Consider the following 21,995-nt stretch of genomic DNA (forward strand, 5'->3'; position numbering starts at 1 on the left):
TGAGCACCAACCACCCGAGCAGAGGACGATCATGATCGACAAAGCGTTCGCCGTCGAAACCAACGGCATCAACCCCATCGCCGAACACGAACGCAAAGGCACACCGCGAGACCTGTTCTGGCCGTGGTTTGCCGCCAACGTATCGGTGCTGTCGGTCAGCTACGGCTCGTTCGTGCTGGCGTTCGGCATGTCGGTCTGGCAGGCGCTGGCCGTGGTCGTGATCGGCGTGATCGCGTCGAATCTGCTCTGCGGGTACATCGCGACCGCGGGACGACGCGGTTCGGCACCGACCATGACGTTGAGCCGCAGTGCTTTCGGCGTCCGGGGCAACCGGTTGCCGTCGTTGCTGTCGTGGATGTTGACCGTCGGGTGGGAGACCAGCCTGGTGGTCGTCGCGGTGCTGGCGACGTCGACGATCTTCGAACGGCTGGGATGGACCGGCGGCGTACTGGTGAAAGTCGTTGCGCTACTGGTGATCGTGGTGATGATCGTCGCCGGCGGCATGCTCGGCTTCGACGTCATCATGAAGCTGCAGCGCTGGCTGACCGTGCTCACCGCCGTACTGACCGCGCTCTACATTGCGTTCACCATCAACAAGGTCGACTGGCACGCGCTGGCCGCACTCCCGTCGGGCGGCACGCCGATCGTCATCGGCGCCATCCTGTTCGTGATGACCGGCTTCGGGCTGGGCTGGGTCAACGCGGCAGCGGACTATTCGCGTTACCTGCCCCGCACCGCGTCCTCGAAGGGGATCATCGGCTGGACCACGCTGGGCTGCTCGCTGCCGCCCGCGGTACTGCTCATTTACGGTGTGCTGCTGTCCGGTTCGTCCAGCACGCTGAACGACGCCATCGCCAGCGACCCCGTCGGCGCACTGACCACGATCCTGCCCACCTGGTTCCTCATCCCCTTCGCGGTGGTCACCGTGGTCGGTTTGGTGGCCGGCGCCATCATGGACATCTACTCGTCCGGTCTGGCCCTGCTGAACCTGGGCCTGAAGACCTCGCGGGTGACGGCCGTCGGGGTCGACGCGGTCATCATGCTGCTCGGTGCGATCGCCGTGGTCTTCCTCTCGCCCAACTTCATCGGACCGTTCCAGGGCTTCCTGATCACCCTCGGCGTGCCGATCACCGCCTGGTGCGGCATCTTCATCGCCGACCTCGCGCTGCGCCGCGGACCGTATGCCGAACGTGACCTGTTCGATCCGCGCGGGCGATACGGTGACATCCACTGGATGCCGATCGCGCTGATCGCCGTCGCCACCGTCATCGGCTGGGGACTGGTCACCAACTCGATGGCGCCGTGGTTGGGCTGGCAGGGTTACCTGCTCGGCCCGCTCGGACTCGGCGGCACCGAAGGCGCCTGGGCGTACTCGAATCTCGGCGTGATCGTCGCCCTCGTCATCGGTTTCGGCGGCTACCTACTGTTGGGTCGGCGGACCGTCCGGGCGCAGGAAAGCCTGCCCGCCGGACCGGAGTTCGAACTGTCCAACTCCGAAGCCCAGCGCGTCGGACTCACCGAGTGACCGACGTCGACGTGGTCGTGGTGGGCGCCGGCCTGGCCGGCCTCACCGCTGCTTGGACTCTCGTCGACGCCGGCGCGACGGTGCAGGTCCTCGAAGCCGCCGACCGGGTCGGCGGGCGGACGCGGGGCGGATTCACTGCCGACGGGCAGTGGCTGGAACTCGGCGGGCAGTGGGTGTCGGCCGAGCACTCGTCGCTGCGCGGGCTGGTCTCTCGGTTCGGGCTGCAGCTGCTCGACGCGGTCAGTCCCGGCCGGGTAGTCCATGTGCACGACGGTGAGGTCGCGGCGGAGCAACACGAAGTCGGTGCCGCGATAACGGTTTTCGCGGCCATCGCCGAGTCCGTGGACATGGGGGAGCCGTGGCACACCCCGGATGCCGCGTTGTTGGACGAACAGACCTTCGCCGGCTGGATTCGTACGGCACTGCCGAACGCCGTGGCACGGGCCCAGTTCACCGCAGCCTGTGCGGCGCTGTTCATTCCCGACCCTGTCGAGGTGTCACTGCTACACGCGGCGTTCTACTTCCGTTCGACCGGTTTGGTCGGCGCACTGCGCGGTATCGACCGGCAAGCCCAGGACTGGCGCATCGAGGGTGGTCCGTCGGCGCTCTGCGAGCGGATGGCCGACGACCTCGGCAACGCCGTGCGCCTGAACGCACCGGTACGAAAGTTGGTGCGCGACGACGGTATTACGGCGATGTGCGACGGTGGCTTCCGCCGCACGGCCAGCCGCGCAATCGTCACGGCAGCACCGCCGATGTCGGCGCGGATTGCCTATGATCCGATCCTGCCAAGTGACCGCGACCAACTGAGCCAGCGGCTGCATTCGATCGCCGTCGTCAAGCTCTACCTGGTCTACGACCGGCCATTCTGGCGCGACGCCGGACTGAGCGGGGAAGCGGTCCTCGACAGCGGACCCATCCCCGTGATCATGGACAACACTCCACCCGGCTATCCCCGCGGCGTCCTGGTCTCCTTCATCGAGGGTGCCGACTCGCTGACGTGGCACCTGCGGACACCCGAGGACCGGCGCGCCGTGTTCACGAAGACTGCGGTCCAGGTGTTCGGGGAGCATGCCGCGAATCCGGTCGAATACCTCGAATACGACTGGAGCATGAACGAATTCACCCGAGGCTGCTACAGCGGGCACTTCCCGCCGGGCGCCTGGACGTCCTACGGCGCCGCGCTCACCGCGCCCGTCGGCGCCATCCATTGGGCCGGCACCGAAACGTCCCGCGAATGGACGGGCTACATGGAGGGCGCGGTCCGCTCGGGTCAGCGGGCGGCGGCAGAGGTGCTGGCGGTCACTTGATGCTCTCCATGGGTGTCAAGCTGCTGCGAGCGACCGTGATCACGACGCCGCGGTCAACCTCGCCCGACTCGGCGAAGCTCGCCCTGGTGAACGGTGCACGGAGTCTCGCCGGTCGCGGCCCGGTGGTGGAGCCATGCGTGCGGCCGAAACCGCGACCCCGCACAACCCTCCGGATCAGGCGGGGTCAGGCCGTTGGCGTGGTCCACACCTTGTCGACGCGGATCCGCAGGCGGGTGCTGTAGTCGGCCATCGACTCGGTGAGGCCGAACTGATCGGCAATCGCCCCGTACTTGGCCCAGTACGGTCCGTCGTCGCGGCAGTCCGCGCCCTCCGCGTCGACGATCGCCTCGCCACCGACGACGACGATCCCGCCGCCGTTGCCGTCGGAATCCAGGTTCAGGCTCACCTGTGGGTGGCGCCGGACGTGTGCGACCTTCGCCGCCGCGGGATTGCTGTAGACGAACAGCGCTTCCCCGTCGAAGTAGAACCAGATGAGCCTCGGCACCGGCTGGCCGGACTTCGCCACGGTGGTCAACCATCCGTAGTGGTCCCGGTTGAGGCGATCGGTGACTTCAGGCGTCAACGCGGCAGTCATGATGGCGAATGTAGTCTCCGAACATGGCCTCTGAAACCCTCGACTTGACCCTCGACGAACTGCTGACCACTACCCGTTCGGTCCGCAAACGGCTCGATCTCGAGAAGCCCGTTCCGCGCGACGTCATCATGGAGTGCCTCGACCTGGCGCTGCAGGCGCCGACCGGGTCCAACTCGCAGGGCTGGCAGTTCGTCTTCGTCGACGACGAGGAGAAGAAGAAGGCCATCGCCGAGGTCTACCGCATCGCGGCCACCCCGTACCTCGACGCCGAGAAGCCCACCTACGGCGACAGCCGCGACGAGCGCACCCCGTTGGTCATCGACTCCGCGAAGTACCTCAACGACCATCTGCACGAGGTTCCGGTCATGCTGATTCCATGCCTGGAAGGCCGTCCGGACGGGGCGCCCGCCGGCGCGAGCGCCGGCTTCTGGGGCTCGATCCTGCCCGCCGCGTGGAGCTTCATGCTCGCGCTGCGTTCGCGAGGACTGGGGTCGGCGTGGACGACGCTGCACCTCATCGGCGACGGCGAGAAGCAGGTCGCCGAGATCCTCGGCATCCCCTTCGACAAGTACGCCCAGGGCGGTCTGTTTCCGATCGCCTACACCAAGGGCACCAACTTCAAGAAGGCCAAGCGGCTGCCTGCCGAACAACTCAGCCACTGGAATTCTTGGTAGGTCCTCACACGGCGCCGGTGAACCCCTGCTGCCGCCAGGCCTCGTAGACGACGACCGCGGCGGCGTTCGAGAGGTTGAGCGAACGCCGTCCCGCTAGCATCGGTATCCGCACGCGCTGGGTGACGTGCGGATCGGCCAACGTCTCGGCGTCCAGCCCGGTGGGTTCGGGACCAAACAGCAATACGTCGCCGGGGACGTAGTCGACGTCGCCGAAGAACGTTTCGGCGTGCGCGGTGAACGCGAACACCCGTGCCGGCATCACCGCCGCCCACGCCGACGGCAGATCGGGGTGCACCGTCACCGACGCCAGGTCGTGGTAGTCGAGGCCGGCGCGTCGCAACTTGGGTTCCGACAGATCGAATCCGAGCGGCTCGACGAGATGTAGTTCGCATCCGGTCGCAGCGACCATTCTGATCGCATTGCCGGTGTTCGGGGCAATGCGTGGTGAGTTGAACATGACCCTGAACACAGCGGTGCGTGCCTCCCGGTACACAAGTACGAGGAAGCCTACGTCCGCGCGGAGTCAGCCCAACTCACGTCTCCTGATCGGGGATGGTCGCGTCGTCGCCGAATTCGGGGTCGGGGCTTTCACCACCGGGAGCGCTGACCGATTCCGTCTCGTCGGTGTCGTCGTGTTGGCGTTCGTCTCCATGGCGTTCGGTCATGTTTCCCCTTTACCCACTTCGCCGGGTCCGAAGACGTAATGGGGGGGTTGGGCACGCCATTTACCGCCGAACATTCCGGCAAAGTCTCGGTCGTGCAACGACATTTGCTCGCATAGCACACGGGTACGCAACGCCACGGTCACGAACTCTGTCTGTTCAGTAAGAACTGTGGAAACGCCCGCGCATCGCTGTCATACTCGACAAATTGCCGGTCGGACTGGTACTTCCGGTGCCTGCCGATACGTGGGCGTACTGCTGCAGGAAGCCTTATGAACGACGCGCAAGCAAGAAACAATGGACGAGCCACCGGTTTCATGGCCGGGGCGCGATGAGCGTGTTCGCCGAGTCGCCGCACGACAATGCGTCGCAGGAATTCCCGGCCATTTCACCGCGGCAGACGACGGGGAAGGCCAAACGTCCTGCACGGTGGGCATTGGGCAACTGGCCCGTTCGCTGGAAAGTTCTCGCGATCGTGGTGGTGCCGTTGCTCTTGGTCGGCGTCCTGGGCGGCTTGCGGGTTCATTCGGGATGGACCACCGCAAGCGAGCTTCGGTTGGCGGCCGACCGTGCCGAGTTGGTGCCCTCGATTTCCGAGTACATGGCCGCACTGGACGGCGCCCTGTTGGCCAACTCCGCAGGCGGTGACGTCCAAGCGTCGTTGAACGCGTTCGACACCAGCAAGCAGAAACTGCAGAACCAACTCTCGGCCACCGACGTGGAACCGGACGTGCGGGCCGGCGTGACCGGTCTGCTCGACGACGGTCAGTCCCTGCTGAACGAGGTCACGGCCAACGGCGTCGACCTGCGGGGCCGCATCACCGCCTATGCGCCGATCCTGCTGTCCGCCGAGGACGCGATCAACGGATCGGTACGCGTCGACGACGAACGCATCCGTGCCGAGGCGCTCGGCCTCAGTCGGGCCGTGGGCGCGCGTGGCCAGATGGCGATGGAGCAGCTCCTGGTCAACCTCGGCGGCGAACTTCCCGAACCGGAACTGCGCACCTCGATGATCACGTTGGCCGGCACCGAGCCGTCGACGTTGTCCGGGATGTCGCAGGTGCTCGGCGTCGGCTCGCCGGACGCGCAGAAGCTGAAAGAAGAAATGGTCCGGCGGATGGCCCTGATGTCGGACCCCGCCGTCGGCTTGGTCGCCAACCCCGAACTGAGTCAGTCGCTGCAGACCACCAACGACATCGCCGAGAAGGTCGTCGACTCGACGACGGCGGCCGTCACCTCCGGGGTCGAGGATCAAGCCAACGCCAAGCGTCACGAGGCGATCCGCGACTCGGCGATCGTCGGAGCGGCCGTCCTCCTGGCGCTCGTGATCATGCTGTTCGTGGCTCGCTCCCTGGTGCGGCCCCTGCGGAAACTGCGCGACGGCGCGCTGAAGGTGGCGCACGAAGACCTCGCTCAGGAGATCGAGCGGGTGCGGTCGGGAGGTGCGCCGGGGCCGGTTCAGCCGCTGCCGGTGAACACCACCGAGGAGGTCGGGCAGGTCGCCCACGCCGTCGACGAACTACACGAGCAGGCGGTCTTCCTGGCCGGCGAGCAAGCCCGGCTTCAGCTTCAGATCGGCGACATGTTCGAGACGTTGTCGCGCCGCAGCCGTTCTCTGGTGGACCAGCAGCTGGGAATCATCGACCGCCTCGAGCGCGACGAGGAAGATCCCGAGCGGTTGGACAGTCTCTTCAAGCTCGACCACCTCGCCGCCCGCATGCGACGCAACGGCGCCAACCTGCTGGTGCTGGCCGGGTCCCGGGTGCAGCGCGAGGAGACCGACCCGGTCCCGGTCGCCACCGTCGTCAACGCCGCCGCCTCCGAGGTCGAGGACTACGCCCGGATCGTCACCGGGCACCTGCCCGAGAGCGAGATCGCCGGTGTGGTCGCGAGTGACCTCGTCCATCTTCTCGCCGAGCTTCTGGACAACGCGCTGAGGTACTCGCCGCCCGTGTCCGACGTCCAGGTGACGGCGGTGCGCACCGGCAACGGCGGTTTGGTCATCGAGGTCGGCGACTACGGCCTCGGCATGACCGACGCCGATCTGCGGGTGGCCAACACTCGCCTGCAGTCCGGCGGTGAGGTCAACCCGTACACCGCCCGGCACATGGGTCTGTTCGTGGTGGGCAGGCTGGCGGCGCAGCACGGTTTGGTGGTCCGTCTGCGCAACACCATTGCCGCCGAACCGCATTCGGGGACCACGGCCGGGGTGTTCATTCCCGCCGAGTCGCTCCTGCACGGCCCTGGCGAACCCGTCGCGTCGGACTACGGCATGCCTGCCGAACCGCACCTCGCCGTGGTGCCGACGCATTCCTCCGCCGACGAGCAGGACGAGTATTCGGGCTACCAGCACTACGAGGACTACTTGGAGCAGCCGGAACATCACGACGAGGTCGCCAGCGCGCCCGAATACCCCGAGTACCGCAACGGCCACGCCGACGTCCCGATTTCGCTTCTGCCGCAACGCAATCCAGGAGCCAGTGGCATCGCCAACATTCCGTCCGCACCAATCGAACCTCAGCCCGCGGACACCCGGGAGCGCTGGGACGAACGACGGTGGCCCGAGGACGACTGGCCGGCCGATCCGACCGCCGCACGACCGGTCCCGACCGACACGTCGTCGTTCTTCGGGGGCGGTTCGGGCAACGATGCGCGTCACCCCGAACCGGTGGAGCCACCGGAGGCGGAGTCGGCGCCCGAACCCCGGCCCGCCACCGGCGGATCGATCTTCGACACCATGGTCTCGGAGTGGTTGATCGACGACCCGTTCAAGCTCGCCAAGAGCAGCGACCTGGACTGGAAGACCGTGTGGGATCAGGGCTGGTCGGCCGCCGCGGCGGCCGAGGAGGCCCCGGTACGGGAGCGCACCGAAGAAGGTCTGCCGGTGCGTCAGCCCGGCGCGCGGCTCATTCCTGGTGCCGCGGCCCCCGACGACCGCGGCCGCAACGGGCGCAACGGCGGTGCCCATCGTGGGGCCGACGCGCCCGAGGAACTCGACGACTCTACCTTCGACACCGGCCCGATCATGATTCCGCGGGACCCCGAGGCCGTTCGCAGCAGCATCGGCAGCCACTTCGGCGGCGTGCACGCGGGCCGCTCCCATGCCCGCGACGCGAGTTCGACGGACGAGGACTGACCGATACATGACCCGTCCGACCCAGCGTGACTCCCTTGACTGGCTGGTCTCCAAGTTCGCCCACGAGGTGGCTGGCGTATCGCACGCCATCCTGGTGTCCGCCGACGGTCTGCTGATGGCCTCCAGTGCACACATGCCCGTCGAGCGCGCCGATCAGCTCGCGGCGGTGACGTCGGGTCTGGCCAGTCTGTCGGCGGGGGCCGCCCAGCTCTTCGACGGCGGACACGTGCTGCAGTCGGTCGTCGAGATGGAGAACGGCTACCTGCTGCTGATGCGGGTCGGCGACGGATCGAACCTCGCGACGTTGGCGACCAGGTCGTGCGACATCGGTCAGATCGGCTATGAGATGGCGATCCTGGTCGAACGCGTCGGCACCGTGATCCAGTCGGCCCGCCGCACGGCCCCGCGTTCGTGAGCGCCGATGACACTTCCGCCGCGCGATGCCTGGGAGCCAGGTAGACCGCTGATCGAGGTCAGCTTGGTCCGGCCGTACACACTGACCGCCGGCCGGACGACGTCGCCGGTCGACCTTCCGCTCGAGGCGCCCATCCGCACGTTGCACCCCGCGCCCGCGCCCCGATGGCCGAGCAGCGACGTGCGGGCCAAGATCCTCGAACTCGGCGTCGACGGCCCCTCGGTGGCGGAGATCGCGGCGCGTCTCGCATTGCCGCTCGGCGTCGCGCGCGTGTTGATCGGCGATCTGGTCACGCAGGACTATCTTCGAGTGGACGCCACCTTGGGCGCGTCGGCGACCACCGACGAGAGACGTGAACTGATCGGAAGGACACTGCGTGGCCTACGGGCACTCTGAGCGCTCAGCCGCCGCATCAGGGTCGTCGCGCAGGCGCTCAAGCACGAAGATCGTCATCTCCGGCGGCTTCGGCGCCGGCAAGACCACCTTCGTCGGCGCCGTCTCGGAGATCATGCCCCTGCGCACCGAGGCCATCGTGACCAACGCGTCGCAGGGCCTCGACGTGCTCGGCGCCACCCCGAACAAGAACACCACGACGGTGGCGATGGACTTCGGCCGCATCACCCTGCCCGACGACTTGGTGCTCTACCTGTTCGGCACGCCCGGGCAGCGCCGCTTCTGGTTCATGTGGGACGACCTGGTTCGCGGCGCGATCGGCGCGATCATCCTGGTCGACGTGCGGCGCCTGGAGGACAGCTTCGCCGCCGTCGACTTCTTCGAAGCCCGCCAGCTGCCCTTCCTCATCGCCGTGAACGTATTCGACGGTGGGCCCCGGTATTCGGCGGACGCGGTCCGCCAGGCCCTCGCGCTTCGCCCCACCATCCCGGTGCTCGACGTCGACGCGCGGGACCGCAACTCGGCGAAGGCGGCGTTGATCGCGATCACCGAGTACGCGCTGATGAACCTCAGCTCGATGCCCGGCTGACGGTGAGCGGCTTCGACCAGCAGTGGGTGGACCAGGAGTTCACCGGGCACGACTTTCGCGACGAGGACCTGAGCCGGCTGCGCACCGAACGCGTCGTGTTCACCGAATGCGACTTCAGTGGCGTCGACCTCTCCGAATCCGAGCACCAGGGGTCGGCCTTCCGCAACTGCACCTTCCGCCGCACGTCGCTGATGCACACCGTGTTCCGCCAGTGCACGCTGCTGGGGTCGGTGTTCACCGAGTGCCGGCTGCGGCCCGTCACGATGGTCGAGGTGGATCTGACGCTCGCCGTGCTCGGCGGGTGCGATCTGCGCAGCATCGACCTCGCGGACTGTCGACTGCGCGAGGCCAACCTCGTCGGCACCGACCTGCGCAAGGCGGTGCTGCGCGGGGCCGACCTGCGTGGGGCGAGAACGCAGAACGTCCGCCTCGAGGAGGCCGATCTGCGGGGTGCGCTGACCGACCCGACGTTCTGGACGACGGCATCGGTGCGGGGTGCCAAGATCGACGTCAACCAGGCCCTCGGATATGCCGCCGCGCACGGGTTGGACGTCCACGGCGGGTGACGCCCGGGGTCAGCCCGCCTTGAGGCGAATCTTGAAGCGCACGAAGCACAAGTAGAAGATCGACAACGCGCCCAGCATCGCCATGTCAAAGAGCCAGGTACCCGAGTTGTGCTTCCACAGCGAATCGTCGGGCATGATCGGCGGCTTCACCATGTCGGTGACGCCCACCGTCGAGGCCGTCGCCGCGAAGCCCCAGCGGGCCGGGGTCACCCACGACATCTGGTTCAGCGGGATGCGGCCCGTGACCGGGATCAGACCGCCGGAGAACACCAGCTGCGACATCACCGCCACGACGAGCAGCGGCATGATCTGATCGCTGGTCTTCGCCAGCGCCGACAGCGCGAGGCCGACGGTGGCCGCGCAGATGGTGGCGGCGGCCATGCCCATGAACAGTTCGAGCGCGGCGGACACGTCGCCGCCGCCGAGCACCAGGGGACCGTTCTTCGGCAACCCGACGCCGATGAGCGTGATCGCCGTGACGATCCCGGACTGCACGATTGCGAACACCGAGTAGATGCAGACCTTGGCAAGCAGGTAGGCGGTGGTCGACAACCCGACGGCCTGTTCGCGCAGGAAGATCGCGCGTTCACCGATGAGGTCGCGGACCGTCAGGGCAGTACCCATGAAGATGGCGCCGACGTTGAGCAGCACCAGCACCTGGCCCGGCTGGTTGGGCGCGTCGCCCAGCGGATTGGGTTGGCCGAAGCCGGTGGAGCCGGGCACCGACAGCGAGAGCACGCCCATGATGAAGGGCAGGATCGCCAGGAACGCGAAGTACCCGCGGTCGGAGACGATGAGCCGCATCTGCCGGCGGGCGATCGTCGAGAACTGCTTGATCGTGCTGGTGTGCACGGGCTTGCCCAGCTCCGCGGCTTCCTGCTTCGGCGGTGCCGGCGGTGGCGGGCCGTGGCGCTCGAGGTACTTGCGCTTGGCGCCTTCGGGGTCGCCCGCCACGGAGGAGAAGATGTCGGCCCAGTTCGTGGTGCCGAGCTCCGGGCCGATCTGGCTCGGTGGCCCGCTGAAGGCCGTCTTGCCGCCAGGCGCGAGCAGCAGCACCTGGTCGCACACGTCGAGGTAGGTCAGCGAGTGCGTCACCACCAGCACGACGCGGCCGGCGTCGGCGAGCTGCCGCAGCATCGTCATGACCTGGCGGTCCAGCGCCGGGTCGAGACCGGAGGTGGGCTCGTCGAGGATCAGCAGCGACGGGCCGGTCAGCAGCTCCAAGGCGACCGAGGCGCGCTTGCGCTGGCCGCCGGAGAGCTTGTCGACGCGGGTGTCGAGGTGCTTGGTCATCTCGAGTTCCTCGAGCACCTCCATGACGACCCGCTCGCGGTCCTCCTTGTCGGTGTCGGGGGGCAACCGGAGTTCGGCGGCGTACATCAGCGCCTGCCGGACGGTCAGCTGCCCGTGGACGACGTCGTCCTGCGGCACCATCCCGATACGAGAGCGGAGCGAGGCGTACTCGGCGTGGACGTCGTGGCCCTCGAAGGTCACGGTGCCCGACGTGGGATGGGTGTAGCCGGCGATCAGCCGGGCGAAGGTCGACTTGCCGGCACCCGACGGACCGATCAGTGCGGTCAGGGTGCCCGGGCGGGCGGCCAGCGAGATGTTGTCGAGCAGCGTCTTGTTGCCCTCGATGGTCCACGTGACGCCGTGAACGTCGAGGCCGCCGGTGCGGGTGGCGACGTCGGATTCGTTGCGGCGGGCGAGGGTGCCGCCGCCGAAGACGAGGTCGATGTTGCCGATGGTGACGACGTCGCCGTCGTGCAGCACCTCGGAGTCGACGCGCTGGCCGTTGACGAACGTGCCGTTGATGCTGCGGTTGTCGAGGATCTGGGTGCCGCCGGGGCCGGTGACCAGCGTGGCGTGATGACGGGAGGCCAGGACGTCGGGGATGACGATGTCGTTGTCGGTGGCGCGACCGATCTTGATCCCGCCGGGGGGCACCTCGGGTGCCCGGCCCGGCCGCAGGATCTTGAGCATGCTGGTCGCGAGGTTGCCCTCGGGCGCACGCGGGGCCGCGGCGGGACCCATTTGCGTGGCGGTCGGGTCGACGTTGGTAGCCGTCAGCGGCCGTTGGACGGGGTGCGGGGCGCTGGGCGGGCGGTAGGCCTGGGGTCCGCTGGTGGGCGGCGGTCCCGCCGGGTACATCGGCTGCGGTCGGGACGACGACTGCGAATAGGTCGGTTGCGTCCGTGACGGGGGAGGCTGGGTGCGGGGATAGCCGGTCGACGGCTGGCTGGGCTGGCTGGTCCACGACCCGCTCGGGCGCCCGGCGACCGGCACCTTGGCGGTTTGCGGCGGGGTGCCCGCCGAGCCCTGGTGGCGGCCGACCTCGAACGTCAGGCGCGGACCGTCCGGGTTGCCGAGGTTGACGGCCATGCCGTCGGTGATGTCGACCATTGGGACGCGCTGACCGTTCACGTACAACCCGTTGAGGCTGCCGTTGTCGACGGCGACCCAGCGGCCCTGGTCGAAGCGGAGCAGCAGGTGCGCGCGGGAGATCAGCGGGTGGGCAATGCGGACGTCGGCGCGCAGGTCACGCCCGACGACGACGTCGTTGCCGGGCGAGAAGGTGCGGGGGGACCCGTCATACCGAACTGTCAGCGCGGGTGGGGCAGATCGCGTCATCGGGTCCAACTGTATCGGTATCGACGTCGTGAGTGAGGTTGGTCCCGGCGTCCGCGCGCGCCGAGGTTGCGTGGCAAATGCGGCTACCTGGGTTGACGCCACCAGGCGACGGTTGCCGTGAACAGGTCTCGGGCGGATGTCGATTTGGCCGAGGAATGCCCGAGACCCTAGGGATTTTCCAGTTCGCGTGGTGTCGTAGACGGATGTCGGCGACGAGGATTGCCTCTGCTTCAATGCGCAGCTGCGTTGCCGCCCTTGTCGTCGCCGGAATCTCGGCTCTCGCGACAGCTACGGGATCGACGTTGCCGAGTGCCGCGGCCACGCCACCGAGCGTGTCGGCGGACAGCCAGGGTCGCGTCGACCCCGCCGCGAGATGCGGCCCCGACCGCACGGCCGTCGTACTGGGCCGGACGGCTCTGTCCCTCGTCGCCGTCTGCACCGACGGCCGCGGGCACTACGAGTACCGCGGTGTCCGGCTCAGCGATCGGGCGGTCCTCGTCCTGCCCGCCAGGCCGATGTCCAACGGCTGTTTCGGTGCCCGCTCCGACGACGTCGACTACACCGTGTCGGAGCGCAAACTCCTTCTGACGGCCGGGCTTCGGGTGCTACGCGACGAACCGATGACCGAGTTCGTGGACTACCGGGTCCCCACGGTGGTCGCGCAGCAGACGGCCAACCGCCAGATCAGTTGATCTTGCGACGCGCTCCCTTCGTGCCGCCACGACGCCGCACTTCAGTGCGACGATGGGACCGATGAGACGTACGCAATCGAAGGGCGAGGTCGTGGACCGTCAGCAGACGCGATGGCTGGGGCTGGCGGGGGTGGCACTGGGAGCGGTCGTGGTCGGCCTGTGTGGCACCACGGCGACCAGTGCCGCCGCGCCCCCGCCGACCGACCCCCGCGGCTTCGTCGACTCCACTGCGCGGTGTGCGCCGCCGAGCACCGCGGTCGCCTACGGCTACACGTCGAGCTCCCGGGTGGCGATCTGCAAGGACGAGTCCTCCGGCCAGCTTCAATACCGGGGCGTGCGGGTCACCGACGGCGCCCGGCTGATTCTCCAGGCCACGTCGACCGATCGTGGATACGTCGCCGAGAACGACGGGATCACCTACACCGTCACCTCGAACGCTCTGATCATCAGCAACGGCAGTCAGCAGATCAGGACTGAGTCGATGGTCGACTTCCACGGATCGGCCCCGAGCTCGACGTCCGGGTCGTCGACCTCGTCGGCCCCGACGACGTCCACCCGACCGACGCAGTCGAGTGCGATCCCCGAGACCACCACGCCGTCCACCCCGCTTCCGCCACCGCTGCCGGCGGAGGTCGGCGCGCGCTAGACCGTCGCGGTCGGGGCGCCCGTCACGACGCAGTGGGTCCGGCTGTAGATGGTCGCCATGCACTTGTTGCAGTGCGTGCACAGAGACCGCACGGAGTGCGCGGCGCCGTCGGCCTTGATGCGGTTGACCAGATCGGGTTCGGCGAGCACCGCGCGGCCCATCGCCACGAAGTCGAAGCCCGCCGCCATCGCCGCGTCCATCGTGTCCCGATTGGTGATGCCGCCCAACAGGATCAACGGCATGTCGAGCTCCGCGCGAAACTGCTTGGCCTGGTCCATCAGATAGGCCTCGCGGTAGGGGTACTCGCGAAGGAACTTCTTGCCCGACATGCGGATGCCCCACCGCAGGGGTGGCTTGAACGCGTTCGCGAACTCCTTGATCGGGGCGTCACCGCGAAACAGGTAGAGCGGATTGAGCAGCGAACTCCCGGCGGTGAGTTCCAGCGCGTCGAGCCCGCCGTCCTCCTGCAACCACCTGGCGGTCTGCAGAGACTCCTCCAGCGAGATGCCGCCCCGCACCCCGTCGGACATGTTGAGCTTCGCCGTCACCGCGATCCGGCCGCCGACCGCCTGCCGGACCGCCCGCACCAGGCCGCGGGCCACCTTGGCGCGATTGGCGAGCGAGCCGCCGAACTCGTCGGTGCGACGGTTGATCAGCGGACTGAGGAACGAGCTCGCCAGATAGTTGTGGCCGAGGTGCACCTCGACGGCGTCGAAACCGGACTCGACGGCCAGCCTGGCGGCGTTGGCGTGCGCGGCGGTGATGTCGTCGATGTCGGCACTGGTCGCCTTCTTGGCGAACCGCATCGACAACGGGTTGAAGAAGCGCACCGGGGCGAATGCGGGCGCGCCGTTCGTCCGGGCGTTGGCGACGGGACCGGCATGGCCGATCTGGGCGCTGATGGCCGCGCCCTCGGCGTGGATTGCGTCGGTGAGGCGACGCAGCCCCGGCACGGCCTCCGGTCGCATCCACAGCTGCCAGCCGTCCGTCCGTCCGCCGGGGGACACCGCACAGTAGGCGACGGTCGTCATGCCGATTCCGCCCGCGGCGGGCAGCCGGTGATAGCGGATGAGGTCGTCGGTGACCAGTGCATCGGGGGTCGACGCCTCGAAGGTTGCCGCCTTGATGATGCGGTTGCGCAGGGTCACCGGGCCGAGCTTGGCCTCGCCAAACACGTCGGTGAACACTTCGGGCGGAGTGTTCATTTGGGCAGCTGACCACGTCGTGCGGCGCAGTGTCAATGAGGGACTCACGAGGGCTGATGTCAGAATGGTCCCGTGGCTGCGATGACGTTGGACGGCAAGGCGACGCGCGACGAGATCTTCGTCGACCTCAAGCAGCGAGTCGCGGCGCTGACCGCCGCGGGCCGCACACCGGGGCTGGGCACGGTCCTCGTCGGCGACGATCCCGGCTCCCAGGCCTACGTGCGTGGCAAGCACGCGGACTGCGCCAAGGTCGGCATCAACTCGATCCGGCGGGATCTGCCCGCCGACGTCAGCCAGGCCACGCTGGACGCCACCATCGACGAGTTGAACGCGAATCCCGACTGCACCGGTTACATCGTGCAACTGCCGTTGCCGAGGCATCTCGACGAGAACGCCGCCCTGGAGCGCATCGACCCCGCCAAGGACGCCGACGGTCTGCATCCCACCAACCTGGGTCGGCTGGTGCTCAACGAGGCGGCGCCGCTGCCGTGCACGCCGCGCGGCATCGTGCACCTGCTGCGCCGGTTCGAGGTGCCGATCGCCGGTGCGCACGTGGTGGTGATCGGACGCGGCGTCACGGTCGGCCGGCCCATGGGGCTGCTGCTGACGCGCCGCTCCGAGAACGCCACGGTGACGTTGTGCCACACGGGAACCCGTGATCTGCCCGCCCTGACGCGCCAGGCCGACGTCATCATCGCCGCGGTGGGGGTGCCGCACATGGTGACCCCGGAGATGGTCAAGCCGGGTGCCGCTGTAGTCGACGTCGGCGTGAGCCGTGACGCCGCGGGCGCACTCGTCGGAGACGTCCATCCGGGCGTGTGGGACGTCGCGGGTCACGTGTCGCCGAACCCGGGTGGCGTCGGACCTCTGACGAGGGCGTTCCTGCTCACCAACGTCGTCGAACTCGAGGAGGGCGTGCTGAGCGCTTCCGCGAAGAGCAGGGAAGCCGAGCTCGCGTGACCGCACGGGGACTCGCCCACCGGGTCTTCGCGGGTCAGTGGCCCATCCTCACGGTCGGGTTGTTCCTGCTCGCCGCGTTCGGTCTGGTGGTGGCGGGGTACTGGCGGCGCGGTGCGTTGGTGCTGGCCATCGGCGTCGGCGTGGCCGCGGCACTGCGGCTGGCGTTCACCGACGACCGGGCCGGGCTGCTGGTGGTGCGGTCGCGGACCGTCGACGTCGCCACCACCGCCACGGTCAGCGCGGCGCTGGCCTACATCGCGCTGACCATCGATCCACTGGGCACCAGCTAGATCAACTGCCCGAGCTGATCGAGAAGCGGCTCCGCCGTGGCGATGTCGCCGCGAAGGTCGCGGTCCTCGTCGTTGCGCGGCAGGCCCGACGCCAGTTCCACCGCGTGGCCGAGCACTCCGGTCAGGCTGCGGTCGATCCTGCGTTGCCGTAGCAGTCGGACGGCCCCGACCAGCTCGCAGCACAGCAGCACGCGGTAGGCCGCGGCCGATCGCTCGAGCTGGTGAATGCCCTGCGAGGCGAACGTGGCGTCCTCCTCTGCGCCGCGCGAGAGCACCAGGGTCCCGACCGACGCCGGCTGCGCGGCGTTGCGAATCTCCGCAATGGCGCCAGCCGCCACGTACTCGACCATCATGAGCCCGGAGGAGCCGTGCGCATCGGCGGCGAGGAACGCGTTGCCGCCGTTGGTGTCCGGGTCGTTGAGCATCCTGATTCGGGAGTGCGTGATGGGCGCGGTCAGGGCCAGCGCCAAGGTGGCACCGTCGAGTTCGAGGGACAGCGACGCCTGGTAGAACGCGCCGTGGTGGACGACTTCGTCGCCGTCGGCGTCGAAGAGTGGATTCTCCTGCGCAGCGTTGAGCGTCCGCTCGAGCTGCCTGACGAGCGACCAGAGCGAGGCGACGACGCTGCCGTGGGCCACCGGGTACACCCGCAGACCGTAGGGGTCCTGGATGCGCGCAGGTGGACGGGCGGGGTCGGCGCTGTCGGCGTAGAGGTCGCGCAGCCTGGTGGCGACGGTCTCCACCTGCGTGGCGGCTGCAGCCCGTGCTGCGACGGGCGAGAAGGCCGACGGATTACCCTGCAGAGCAAGGAAACTCAGCATGTAGATGACACTCGACGCGCGTTCCAGCCGGAGTAGTTCGTCGACGGCCAGGCAGCTGCGCCCCACCGTGAGCGCACTGCTGCTCATGAACGGCAAGGCGCTGTCTGCACCCCACGGCGGCATCGGCGTCAGATCGCGGGTCGCGGGACGTTCGCCGATCAGAGTCAGCGCCGTTCCGGCGAGCGCGGCCAGGTCGCCGGTGCCGATGGAGGCGTACTGCAGCACCTCGGGCAGTGCGTCGTCGTTGAGCATCCGCTGCAGGCCGGTGAGGATCGCAGGGTCCAAACCCGCACCCGGAAAACACAATTGGATGAGTCGGACCGCGAGCATCGAGCGCACCGTCCTGCCGCTCAGCGGGTCACCCGCGTCGACCGAATGGCTGCGCAGCAGTCGCATGCCGTACTCCTGGTCGTCTGGCGGAATCGTGTCGATCTTGTTGGCGCCGACGCCGGTGGTGCGGCCGTAGGTCGCGTAGCGGGTGCTCAGATCCGCGGCCAAATGGTGCAGGTGCTCGACGGCGGAGAGGACGGTGGCTGGAACGGAGACGGCCTCGCGACCGTCGGCCAGGGCCACGACGTCGCCGACGGTCATCGTTCCGCTCAGCTCGATCATCAAGGATCTCCTCGTTCTTCCACCATGGCCGCCCGACGGGCCCTATCATCGCCGAAGGCCAATGATTCCACCAGGTGGAATCCAAATTTTACCTAGTAGCAACAGAAGGGCTGCTGGAGGAAACGCTGCCGTCCTAACCTTCGTGCCGAGAGGAGGTCACGTTGGCCGATCAAGCAACCCGAACAGTCGAGCGGGCGCTGGCCCTGCTGGCGAGCGTGTGCGACCGCGGCGGCGCGAATCTCGCGGACACCGCCAGGGACTGCGAGCTGGCCCCGAGTACGGCGCTGCGTCTGCTACGTACCCTGGAGGCCACCGGATTCGTGCGCAAGGACGAATCCGGCACCTACCGGCCGGGCAGCCGCATCATCCAACTCGGTGCCCAAGCCCTCAGCGACGAGTCGCTGGTCGACCTCGCCGGACCCGCCATGGACGAGCTGGCCACTCAGACGGGCGAGTCGGTGTACCTGAGCGTCGTGGGACACGCCGGCACCGCGGTGTACATCAACATCGTCGAGGGCACACATTCGGTGCGCCACGCCAGCTGGGTCGGACGCACGGTTCCGTTGGACGTCTCGGCGGCCGGACAGGCATTGCGGGGCAAGGTGTCCGAGGACGGATACGCAATCGTCGAACGCGGCGTCGAGACCGACGTCACCGCGATCGCCTGCCCGGTCTACTCGCAGGCCAGAATCGTCGCCGCGCTGAGCCTCGTCATTCCGAGCTACAGGGTCAACACGGACCAGACGACGCAGTACGGTCGAATGCTGTACGCCGCAGCAGCGGACGTGTCCGCCCGTCTGAGCAGTCCCACCGAATCACGCACACCAGAAGGATCGTCATGATCACGTTCGACAACGTCTCCAAGGTGTACCCCGACGGGACCGTCGCCGTCGACGGCCTCGACGTCATGGCGCCCAACGGCAAGATCACCGTCTTGGTTGGGCCGTCCGGCTGCGGCAAGACGACCTCGATGCGGATGATCAACCGCTTGATCGAACCCAGCTCGGGCACCATCGAACTCGACGGCGTCGACACCCAGACGCTGGATCGGGTCGCTCTTCGGCGCAGGATTGGCTACGTCATCCAGAACGCGGGCCTGTTCCCGCACCGCACGGTCGTCGACAACGTCGCCGCCCTGCCCCGTCTGCTCGGCGGGGGGAAGAAGCAAACCCGCTCGGCGGCAATGGAACTTCTCGAGCGCGTCGGGCTCGACGCCAAATTCGCCCGACGATATCCCTGGCAGCTGTCCGGCGGCCAGCAGCAGCGCGTGGGGGTGGCTCGCGCCTTGGCCACCGATCCACCCTTCCTGCTGATGGACGAGCCGTTCAGCGCCGTCGACCCGATCGTCCGAAACCAGTTGCAGGACGAGTTCCTTCGCCTCCAGGCCGACATCTCCAAGACCATCGTCATGGTCACCCACGACATAGACGAGGCCCTCAAGCTGGGCGATCAGGTGGTGGTGCTACGCCAAGGCGGGACGCTGGCCCAGGCCGCCACCCCCGCCGATCTGCTCGCCGCCCCCAAGGACGCCTTTGTCGCCGATTTCGTCGGATCCGCCCGCGGTTACCGCGCACTGGGCTTCCACACCTGCGACGACCTGCTCACACTCGCCGACGAGCCGACTCTTCAAGTGGGACAACCGGTCTCGACCGTCGGGGCGTCCCACGACAGGTGGATCCTGGTCGTCGACGTGGCAAACGCTCCGATCGGCTGGGTCGACACCGCCAACCTGCGGGGTGACCGCGTCGAGGAGGCAGACGTCAACCTCAGTGCCACCTCGGCCCGCAGGAGCGACCCGCTGCGGGATCTGCTCAACTCCGCACTCTCGAGTCCCAGTGGCCGGTGCGTCGTCACCGACGAGTCGGGCGCCCTGCTCGGCACCGCCACGGACCACGACGTACTGGACGCGATCAGACGCGCCAAGGACGCTCGTAGCGCGGCGGTTTCGGCATGAACTGGATATCGTCCAATCTTGGCCGGATCGTCGACCTCACGATCAGCCACGTGTGGCTGACGTTGGTGCCGACCGCGATCGGCCTGGTGCTCGCACTACCCCTTGGGTGGTGGGCGCACCGGTCGGGGCGCGGGTACGCGGCGATCGTCGGCACCGCGGGTCTGCTGTACACCATTCCCTCGTTGGCGCTGTTCATCATCCTGCCGACGATCCTGGGCACCAAGATCCTCGATCCGGTCAACATCGTCGTCGCACTGACGCTCTACACCCTGGCGCTGCTGGTGCGCGTGGTCGCCGACGGGCTCGGTTCGGTACCTCACGACACCGTGGCCGCGGCAGAGGCCATGGGCTACCGCAGTTGGCAGCGGCTGCTGCTGGTGGAACTGCCCGTTGCGGTCCCCGTCATCGCGGCGGGCCTGCGGGTGGCCGTGGTTTCCAACGTCAGCATCGTGACGATGGCTGCGCTGCTTGGCATTCCGCAGCTGGGCTCGCTGTTCACCCAGGGCTTTCAGCTCCGGCTGTACGCGCCGCTGGTCACCGGTGTCGTCCTCTGCGTCGTGCTGGCCGTGGTCTTCGACGGACTGATCATCTGGGCCAACAAACTCGCCACCCCGTGGCGGCAGCGGACGGTGACGTCGTGAACATCTTCGGCTGGCTCACCGACCCCGCCAACTGGACCGGGTCGGGCGGCATCCCGACCCAGATCGGCTATCACCTGCTGTACTCCGGCGTCGCCCTCGTGGTCGCCTTGGCGGTCGCGGTGCCGCTCGGCATCGTGATCGGCTACACCGGCCGCGGCGAGGCGCTGGTGGCCGGATCCGCGAACGCGTTGCGCGCGCTGCCGTCGCTGGGGCTGCTCGTCCTACTGTTCCTGATCATCTCGCCGGTCGTGGCCGGGCAACTCGTCTACGTCCTGCCGACCACCGTGGTGCTCGTCCTGCTCGCGGTGCCGCCGATCCTGACCGGCACCTACGCGGGCATCCAGAACGCCGATCCCGACGCCGTGGGCGCCGCCCGCGGGATGGGCTACACCAAGCGTCAGATCCTGGTCCGGGTCCAGCTGCCATGCGCCCTGCCGCTACTGCTCTCCGGGGTCAGGGGCGCCACACTGCAAATCGTCTCGACCGCGACCATCGCGGCCTACCTCGGTCTGCAGGGCCTCGGCCGGTTCATCCTCGACGGCCGCGCGCAGGCCAACTTCAGCGAGATGGCCGGCGGCGCAATCCTCGTCGCCGCGCTCGCGCTGCTGCTGGAGTTCGGCTTCGCAGGGCTCGGCAGCCTCGTCGTGTCGCCGGGACTCCGCCGCTCCACGAAGAACTCGTCACCAGCCCCCACCAAAGCTGCCGCCTAGGTGCCACCCGGCACCGCCTACCAAGGAGAATGACCATGAAGAAACGCGCCATCCTGTCGGCGTTCGCCCTCACCTCCGTGCTGGCACTCAGCGCGTGCGGCGGTGGGGGATCGGATCCCCTGTCCGGCGGAGGCAACGACCAAGGCTCATCCGGCTCGCAGGTCATCATCGGCTCCGCGGACTTCACCGAGAGCCAGCTGATCGCCAGCATCTACTCCCAGGCGCTGCAGGCGAAGGGCGTCAAGGTCAAGGAGCAGTTCAACATCGGCAGTCGCGAGGTCTACATCGCGGCGCTCAAGGACGGGTCGATCGACCTCGTGCCCGAGTACACCGGTGCGCTGCTGAGCTACCTGGACCCGAAGTCGACCGCCGCGACCCAAGAGGCGGTGACCTCCGAGCTGACCACCAAGATGCCCCAGGGACTGTCGATGCTGACGGCCTCGCCCGCCGAGGACAAGGACGTCGTCGCCGTCACCAAGCCCACCGCCGACAAGTACCAGCTGAAGACCCTCTCGGATCTGGCGCCGCACGCGGGCGAGATGGTCCTCGGCGCAGCGGCGGAATGGAAGACCCGCCAGCAGGGCGTCGTCGGTCTGCGTGACGTCTACGGGATCAACTTCAAGGACTTCGTCACTCTCGACGCCGGGGGGACCTTGACCATGGCGGCGCTGACCAACGGCCAGATCCAGGCGGGCAACCTGTTCAGCACCGACCCCGGTCTGAAGACCAACAACCTCGTCGCGCTGGACGACGACAAGCATCTGTTCGCCTCCGAGAACGTGGTTCCGGTGATGAAGAAGGCCAAGGAGAACGACACCATCACCAAGACGCTCGACGCCGTCTCGGCGAAGCTCACCACCGACGACCTCATCTCCATGAACGCCGAGGCCGCCACGGGCACCAATCTCGCTGACATTGCGAAGAAGTGGCTTGCCGGCGCAGGCATCAGCGGATCTTAGGCACTTCGA

At 68.0% G+C, this 21,995-nt stretch carries 23 protein-coding genes; 17 read left to right on the plus strand and 6 right to left on the minus strand.

The genetic code is table 11. The features are described from left to right. The first annotated feature begins 31 nt into the window (after positions 1-31). Both H7J06_RS22035 and H7J06_RS22040 read left to right on the plus strand, forming a co-directional pair. Positions 32-1,525, plus strand: a complete 1,494-nt coding sequence (locus H7J06_RS22035) for a purine-cytosine permease family protein (RefSeq protein WP_264041270.1) — start codon at positions 32-34, stop codon at positions 1,523-1,525. After that, complete coding sequence (locus tag H7J06_RS22040) at positions 1,522-2,835, plus strand: flavin monoamine oxidase family protein (protein ID WP_264041272.1); 1,314 nt, start codon at positions 1,522-1,524, stop codon at positions 2,833-2,835. Before H7J06_RS22035 ends, H7J06_RS22040 begins: the two co-directional genes overlap by 4 nt. A gap of 184 nt (positions 2,836-3,019) precedes the next feature. On the opposite strand, the gene H7J06_RS22045 is transcribed toward H7J06_RS22040, so the two are convergent. Then, entirely contained in the window at positions 3,020-3,430 is a 411-nt protein-coding gene (locus H7J06_RS22045) for a TIGR03667 family PPOX class F420-dependent oxidoreductase (protein ID WP_264041273.1), read from the minus strand. A gap of 23 nt (positions 3,431-3,453) precedes the next feature. Between H7J06_RS22045 and H7J06_RS22050 the strand changes: the two genes are divergently transcribed. Further along, positions 3,454-4,104, plus strand: a complete 651-nt coding sequence (locus H7J06_RS22050; RefSeq protein WP_264041274.1) for a nitroreductase family protein — start codon at positions 3,454-3,456, stop codon at positions 4,102-4,104. A gap of 4 nt (positions 4,105-4,108) precedes the next feature. On the opposite strand, the gene H7J06_RS22055 is transcribed toward H7J06_RS22050, so the two are convergent. Together H7J06_RS22055 and H7J06_RS22060 are read right to left on the minus strand one after the other, a co-directional pair. Next, entirely contained in the window at positions 4,109-4,573 is a 465-nt protein-coding gene (locus tag H7J06_RS22055) for a tRNA (cytidine(34)-2'-O)-methyltransferase (RefSeq protein WP_264041275.1), read from the minus strand. Positions 4,574-4,637: 64 nt separating this feature from the next. Continuing rightward, complete coding sequence (locus H7J06_RS22060) at positions 4,638-4,769, minus strand: hypothetical protein (RefSeq protein WP_264041276.1); 132 nt, start codon at positions 4,767-4,769, stop codon at positions 4,638-4,640. 328 nt (positions 4,770-5,097) lie between these two features. Here H7J06_RS22060 and H7J06_RS22065 point away from each other — a divergent pair, with 328 nt between their 5' ends. The 5 genes from H7J06_RS22065 to H7J06_RS22085 are packed head-to-tail and all read left to right on the plus strand — an operon-like array spanning position 5,098 to position 9,865. Continuing rightward, positions 5,098-7,902 (plus strand): HAMP domain-containing sensor histidine kinase, encoded by a 2,805-nt coding sequence (locus tag H7J06_RS22065; RefSeq protein ID WP_264041277.1) that lies wholly within the window; start codon positions 5,098-5,100, stop codon positions 7,900-7,902. Between the two features lie 7 nt (positions 7,903-7,909). Then, on the plus strand, positions 7,910-8,317 hold the full coding sequence (locus H7J06_RS22070; protein WP_264041279.1) for a roadblock/LC7 domain-containing protein: 408 nt from the start codon (positions 7,910-7,912) through the stop codon (positions 8,315-8,317). 6 nt (positions 8,318-8,323) lie between these two features. Continuing rightward, entirely contained in the window at positions 8,324-8,713 is a 390-nt protein-coding gene (locus H7J06_RS22075) for a DUF742 domain-containing protein (RefSeq protein WP_264041280.1), read from the plus strand. After that, the gene (locus tag H7J06_RS22080; protein WP_264041282.1) at positions 8,694-9,299 is read left to right on the plus strand and encodes a GTP-binding protein; all 606 of its coding nucleotides are present in this window, start codon (positions 8,694-8,696) and stop codon (positions 9,297-9,299) included. The genes H7J06_RS22075 and H7J06_RS22080 overlap by 20 nt, the downstream gene beginning before the upstream one ends. 2 nt (positions 9,300-9,301) lie before the next feature. Next, entirely contained in the window at positions 9,302-9,865 is a 564-nt protein-coding gene (locus H7J06_RS22085) for a pentapeptide repeat-containing protein (RefSeq protein WP_264041283.1), read from the plus strand. A gap of 9 nt (positions 9,866-9,874) precedes the next feature. Here the strand turns inward: H7J06_RS22085 and H7J06_RS22090 are convergent, their stop codons facing one another. After that, a complete protein-coding gene (locus tag H7J06_RS22090) occupies positions 9,875-12,496 on the minus strand; it encodes an ATP-binding cassette domain-containing protein (RefSeq protein WP_264041285.1) in 2,622 nt (873 codons plus the stop codon). 233 nt (positions 12,497-12,729) lie between these two features. Between H7J06_RS22090 and H7J06_RS22095 the strand changes: the two genes are divergently transcribed. Further along, a complete protein-coding gene (locus H7J06_RS22095; protein ID WP_264041287.1) occupies positions 12,730-13,188 on the plus strand; it encodes a hypothetical protein in 459 nt (152 codons plus the stop codon). Between the two features lie 61 nt (positions 13,189-13,249). Further along, positions 13,250-13,834: a hypothetical protein gene (locus H7J06_RS22100; protein ID WP_264041290.1), complete on the plus strand. Its 585-nt coding sequence runs from the start codon at positions 13,250-13,252 to the stop codon at positions 13,832-13,834. Here the strand turns inward: H7J06_RS22100 and H7J06_RS22105 are convergent. After that, positions 13,831-15,039: an NADH:flavin oxidoreductase gene (locus H7J06_RS22105; RefSeq protein ID WP_264041292.1), complete on the minus strand. Its 1,209-nt coding sequence runs from the start codon at positions 15,037-15,039 to the stop codon at positions 13,831-13,833. The two genes, H7J06_RS22100 and H7J06_RS22105, sit on opposite strands and share 4 nt — an antisense overlap. 72 nt (positions 15,040-15,111) lie before the next feature. Here H7J06_RS22105 and H7J06_RS22110 point away from each other — a divergent pair, with 72 nt between their 5' ends. Both H7J06_RS22110 and H7J06_RS22115 read left to right on the plus strand, forming a co-directional pair. Beyond that, positions 15,112-15,999: a bifunctional methylenetetrahydrofolate dehydrogenase/methenyltetrahydrofolate cyclohydrolase gene (locus tag H7J06_RS22110; protein ID WP_264041295.1), complete on the plus strand. Its 888-nt coding sequence runs from the start codon at positions 15,112-15,114 to the stop codon at positions 15,997-15,999. Further along, positions 15,996-16,289 (plus strand): DUF3017 domain-containing protein, encoded by a 294-nt coding sequence (locus tag H7J06_RS22115; protein ID WP_264041297.1) that lies wholly within the window; start codon positions 15,996-15,998, stop codon positions 16,287-16,289. Before H7J06_RS22110 ends, H7J06_RS22115 begins: the two co-directional genes overlap by 4 nt. Here the strand turns inward: H7J06_RS22115 and H7J06_RS22120 are convergent. Then, positions 16,286-17,722: an aromatic amino acid lyase gene (locus tag H7J06_RS22120; RefSeq protein ID WP_264041300.1), complete on the minus strand. Its 1,437-nt coding sequence runs from the start codon at positions 17,720-17,722 to the stop codon at positions 16,286-16,288. The two genes, H7J06_RS22115 and H7J06_RS22120, sit on opposite strands and share 4 nt — an antisense overlap. Positions 17,723-17,883: 161 nt before the next feature. On the opposite strand from H7J06_RS22120, the gene H7J06_RS22125 reads away from it, so the two are divergent. The 5 genes from H7J06_RS22125 to H7J06_RS22145 are packed head-to-tail and all read left to right on the plus strand — an operon-like array spanning position 17,884 to position 21,986. After that, positions 17,884-18,564: an IclR family transcriptional regulator gene (locus H7J06_RS22125; RefSeq protein WP_264041302.1), complete on the plus strand. Its 681-nt coding sequence runs from the start codon at positions 17,884-17,886 to the stop codon at positions 18,562-18,564. Beyond that, entirely contained in the window at positions 18,561-19,676 is a 1,116-nt protein-coding gene (locus H7J06_RS22130; RefSeq protein WP_264041304.1) for an ABC transporter ATP-binding protein, read from the plus strand. Before H7J06_RS22125 ends, H7J06_RS22130 begins: the two co-directional genes overlap by 4 nt. Beyond that, the gene (locus H7J06_RS22135; protein WP_264041305.1) at positions 19,673-20,317 is read left to right on the plus strand and encodes an ABC transporter permease; all 645 of its coding nucleotides are present in this window, start codon (positions 19,673-19,675) and stop codon (positions 20,315-20,317) included. The genes H7J06_RS22130 and H7J06_RS22135 overlap by 4 nt, the downstream gene beginning before the upstream one ends. Then, positions 20,290-21,027 carry an ABC transporter permease gene (locus H7J06_RS22140; RefSeq protein ID WP_264041306.1) on the plus strand — a complete coding sequence of 246 codons (738 nt, stop codon included), beginning with the start codon at positions 20,290-20,292 and terminating at the stop codon, positions 21,025-21,027. The genes H7J06_RS22135 and H7J06_RS22140 overlap by 28 nt, the downstream gene beginning before the upstream one ends. Before the next feature lie 35 nt (positions 21,028-21,062). After that, positions 21,063-21,986 carry an ABC transporter substrate-binding protein gene (locus H7J06_RS22145; RefSeq protein WP_264041307.1) on the plus strand — a complete coding sequence of 308 codons (924 nt, stop codon included), beginning with the start codon at positions 21,063-21,065 and terminating at the stop codon, positions 21,984-21,986. Positions 21,987-21,995: the final 9 nt, after the last annotated feature.

Origin of the sequence: Mycolicibacterium hodleri (assembly GCF_025822245.1) — a bacterium.
GTDB classification, from domain to species: Bacteria; Actinomycetota; Actinomycetes; order Mycobacteriales; family Mycobacteriaceae; genus Mycobacterium; species Mycobacterium hodleri.

Excerpts from the sequence above, each read along its gene's own strand:
- H7J06_RS22065 (WP_264041277.1), top strand. The coding sequence starts at position 5,098 with ATGAGCGTGTTCGCCGAGTCGCCGCACGACAATGCGTCGCAGGAATTC.
- H7J06_RS22120 (WP_264041300.1), bottom strand. The coding sequence starts at position 17,722 with ATGATCGAGCTGAGCGGAACGATGACCGTCGGCGACGTCGTGGCCCTG.
- H7J06_RS22135 (WP_264041305.1), top strand. The coding sequence starts at position 19,673 with ATGAACTGGATATCGTCCAATCTTGGCCGGATCGTCGACCTCACGATC.
- H7J06_RS22045 (WP_264041273.1), bottom strand. The coding sequence starts at position 3,430 with ATGACTGCCGCGTTGACGCCTGAAGTCACCGATCGCCTCAACCGGGAC.
- H7J06_RS22145 (WP_264041307.1), top strand. The coding sequence starts at position 21,063 with ATGAAGAAACGCGCCATCCTGTCGGCGTTCGCCCTCACCTCCGTGCTG.
- H7J06_RS22060 (WP_264041276.1), bottom strand. The coding sequence starts at position 4,769 with ATGACCGAACGCCATGGAGACGAACGCCAACACGACGACACCGACGAG.
- H7J06_RS22105 (WP_264041292.1), bottom strand. The coding sequence starts at position 15,039 with ATGAACACTCCGCCCGAAGTGTTCACCGACGTGTTTGGCGAGGCCAAG.
- H7J06_RS22130 (WP_264041304.1), top strand. The coding sequence starts at position 18,561 with ATGATCACGTTCGACAACGTCTCCAAGGTGTACCCCGACGGGACCGTC.
- H7J06_RS22035 (WP_264041270.1), top strand. The coding sequence starts at position 32 with ATGATCGACAAAGCGTTCGCCGTCGAAACCAACGGCATCAACCCCATC.
- H7J06_RS22075 (WP_264041280.1), top strand. The coding sequence starts at position 8,324 with ATGACACTTCCGCCGCGCGATGCCTGGGAGCCAGGTAGACCGCTGATC.
- H7J06_RS22100 (WP_264041290.1), top strand. The coding sequence starts at position 13,250 with ATGAGACGTACGCAATCGAAGGGCGAGGTCGTGGACCGTCAGCAGACG.
- H7J06_RS22050 (WP_264041274.1), top strand. The coding sequence starts at position 3,454 with ATGGCCTCTGAAACCCTCGACTTGACCCTCGACGAACTGCTGACCACT.
- H7J06_RS22070 (WP_264041279.1), top strand. The coding sequence starts at position 7,910 with ATGACCCGTCCGACCCAGCGTGACTCCCTTGACTGGCTGGTCTCCAAG.
- H7J06_RS22095 (WP_264041287.1), top strand. The coding sequence starts at position 12,730 with ATGCGCAGCTGCGTTGCCGCCCTTGTCGTCGCCGGAATCTCGGCTCTC.
- H7J06_RS22090 (WP_264041285.1), bottom strand. The coding sequence starts at position 12,496 with ATGACGCGATCTGCCCCACCCGCGCTGACAGTTCGGTATGACGGGTCC.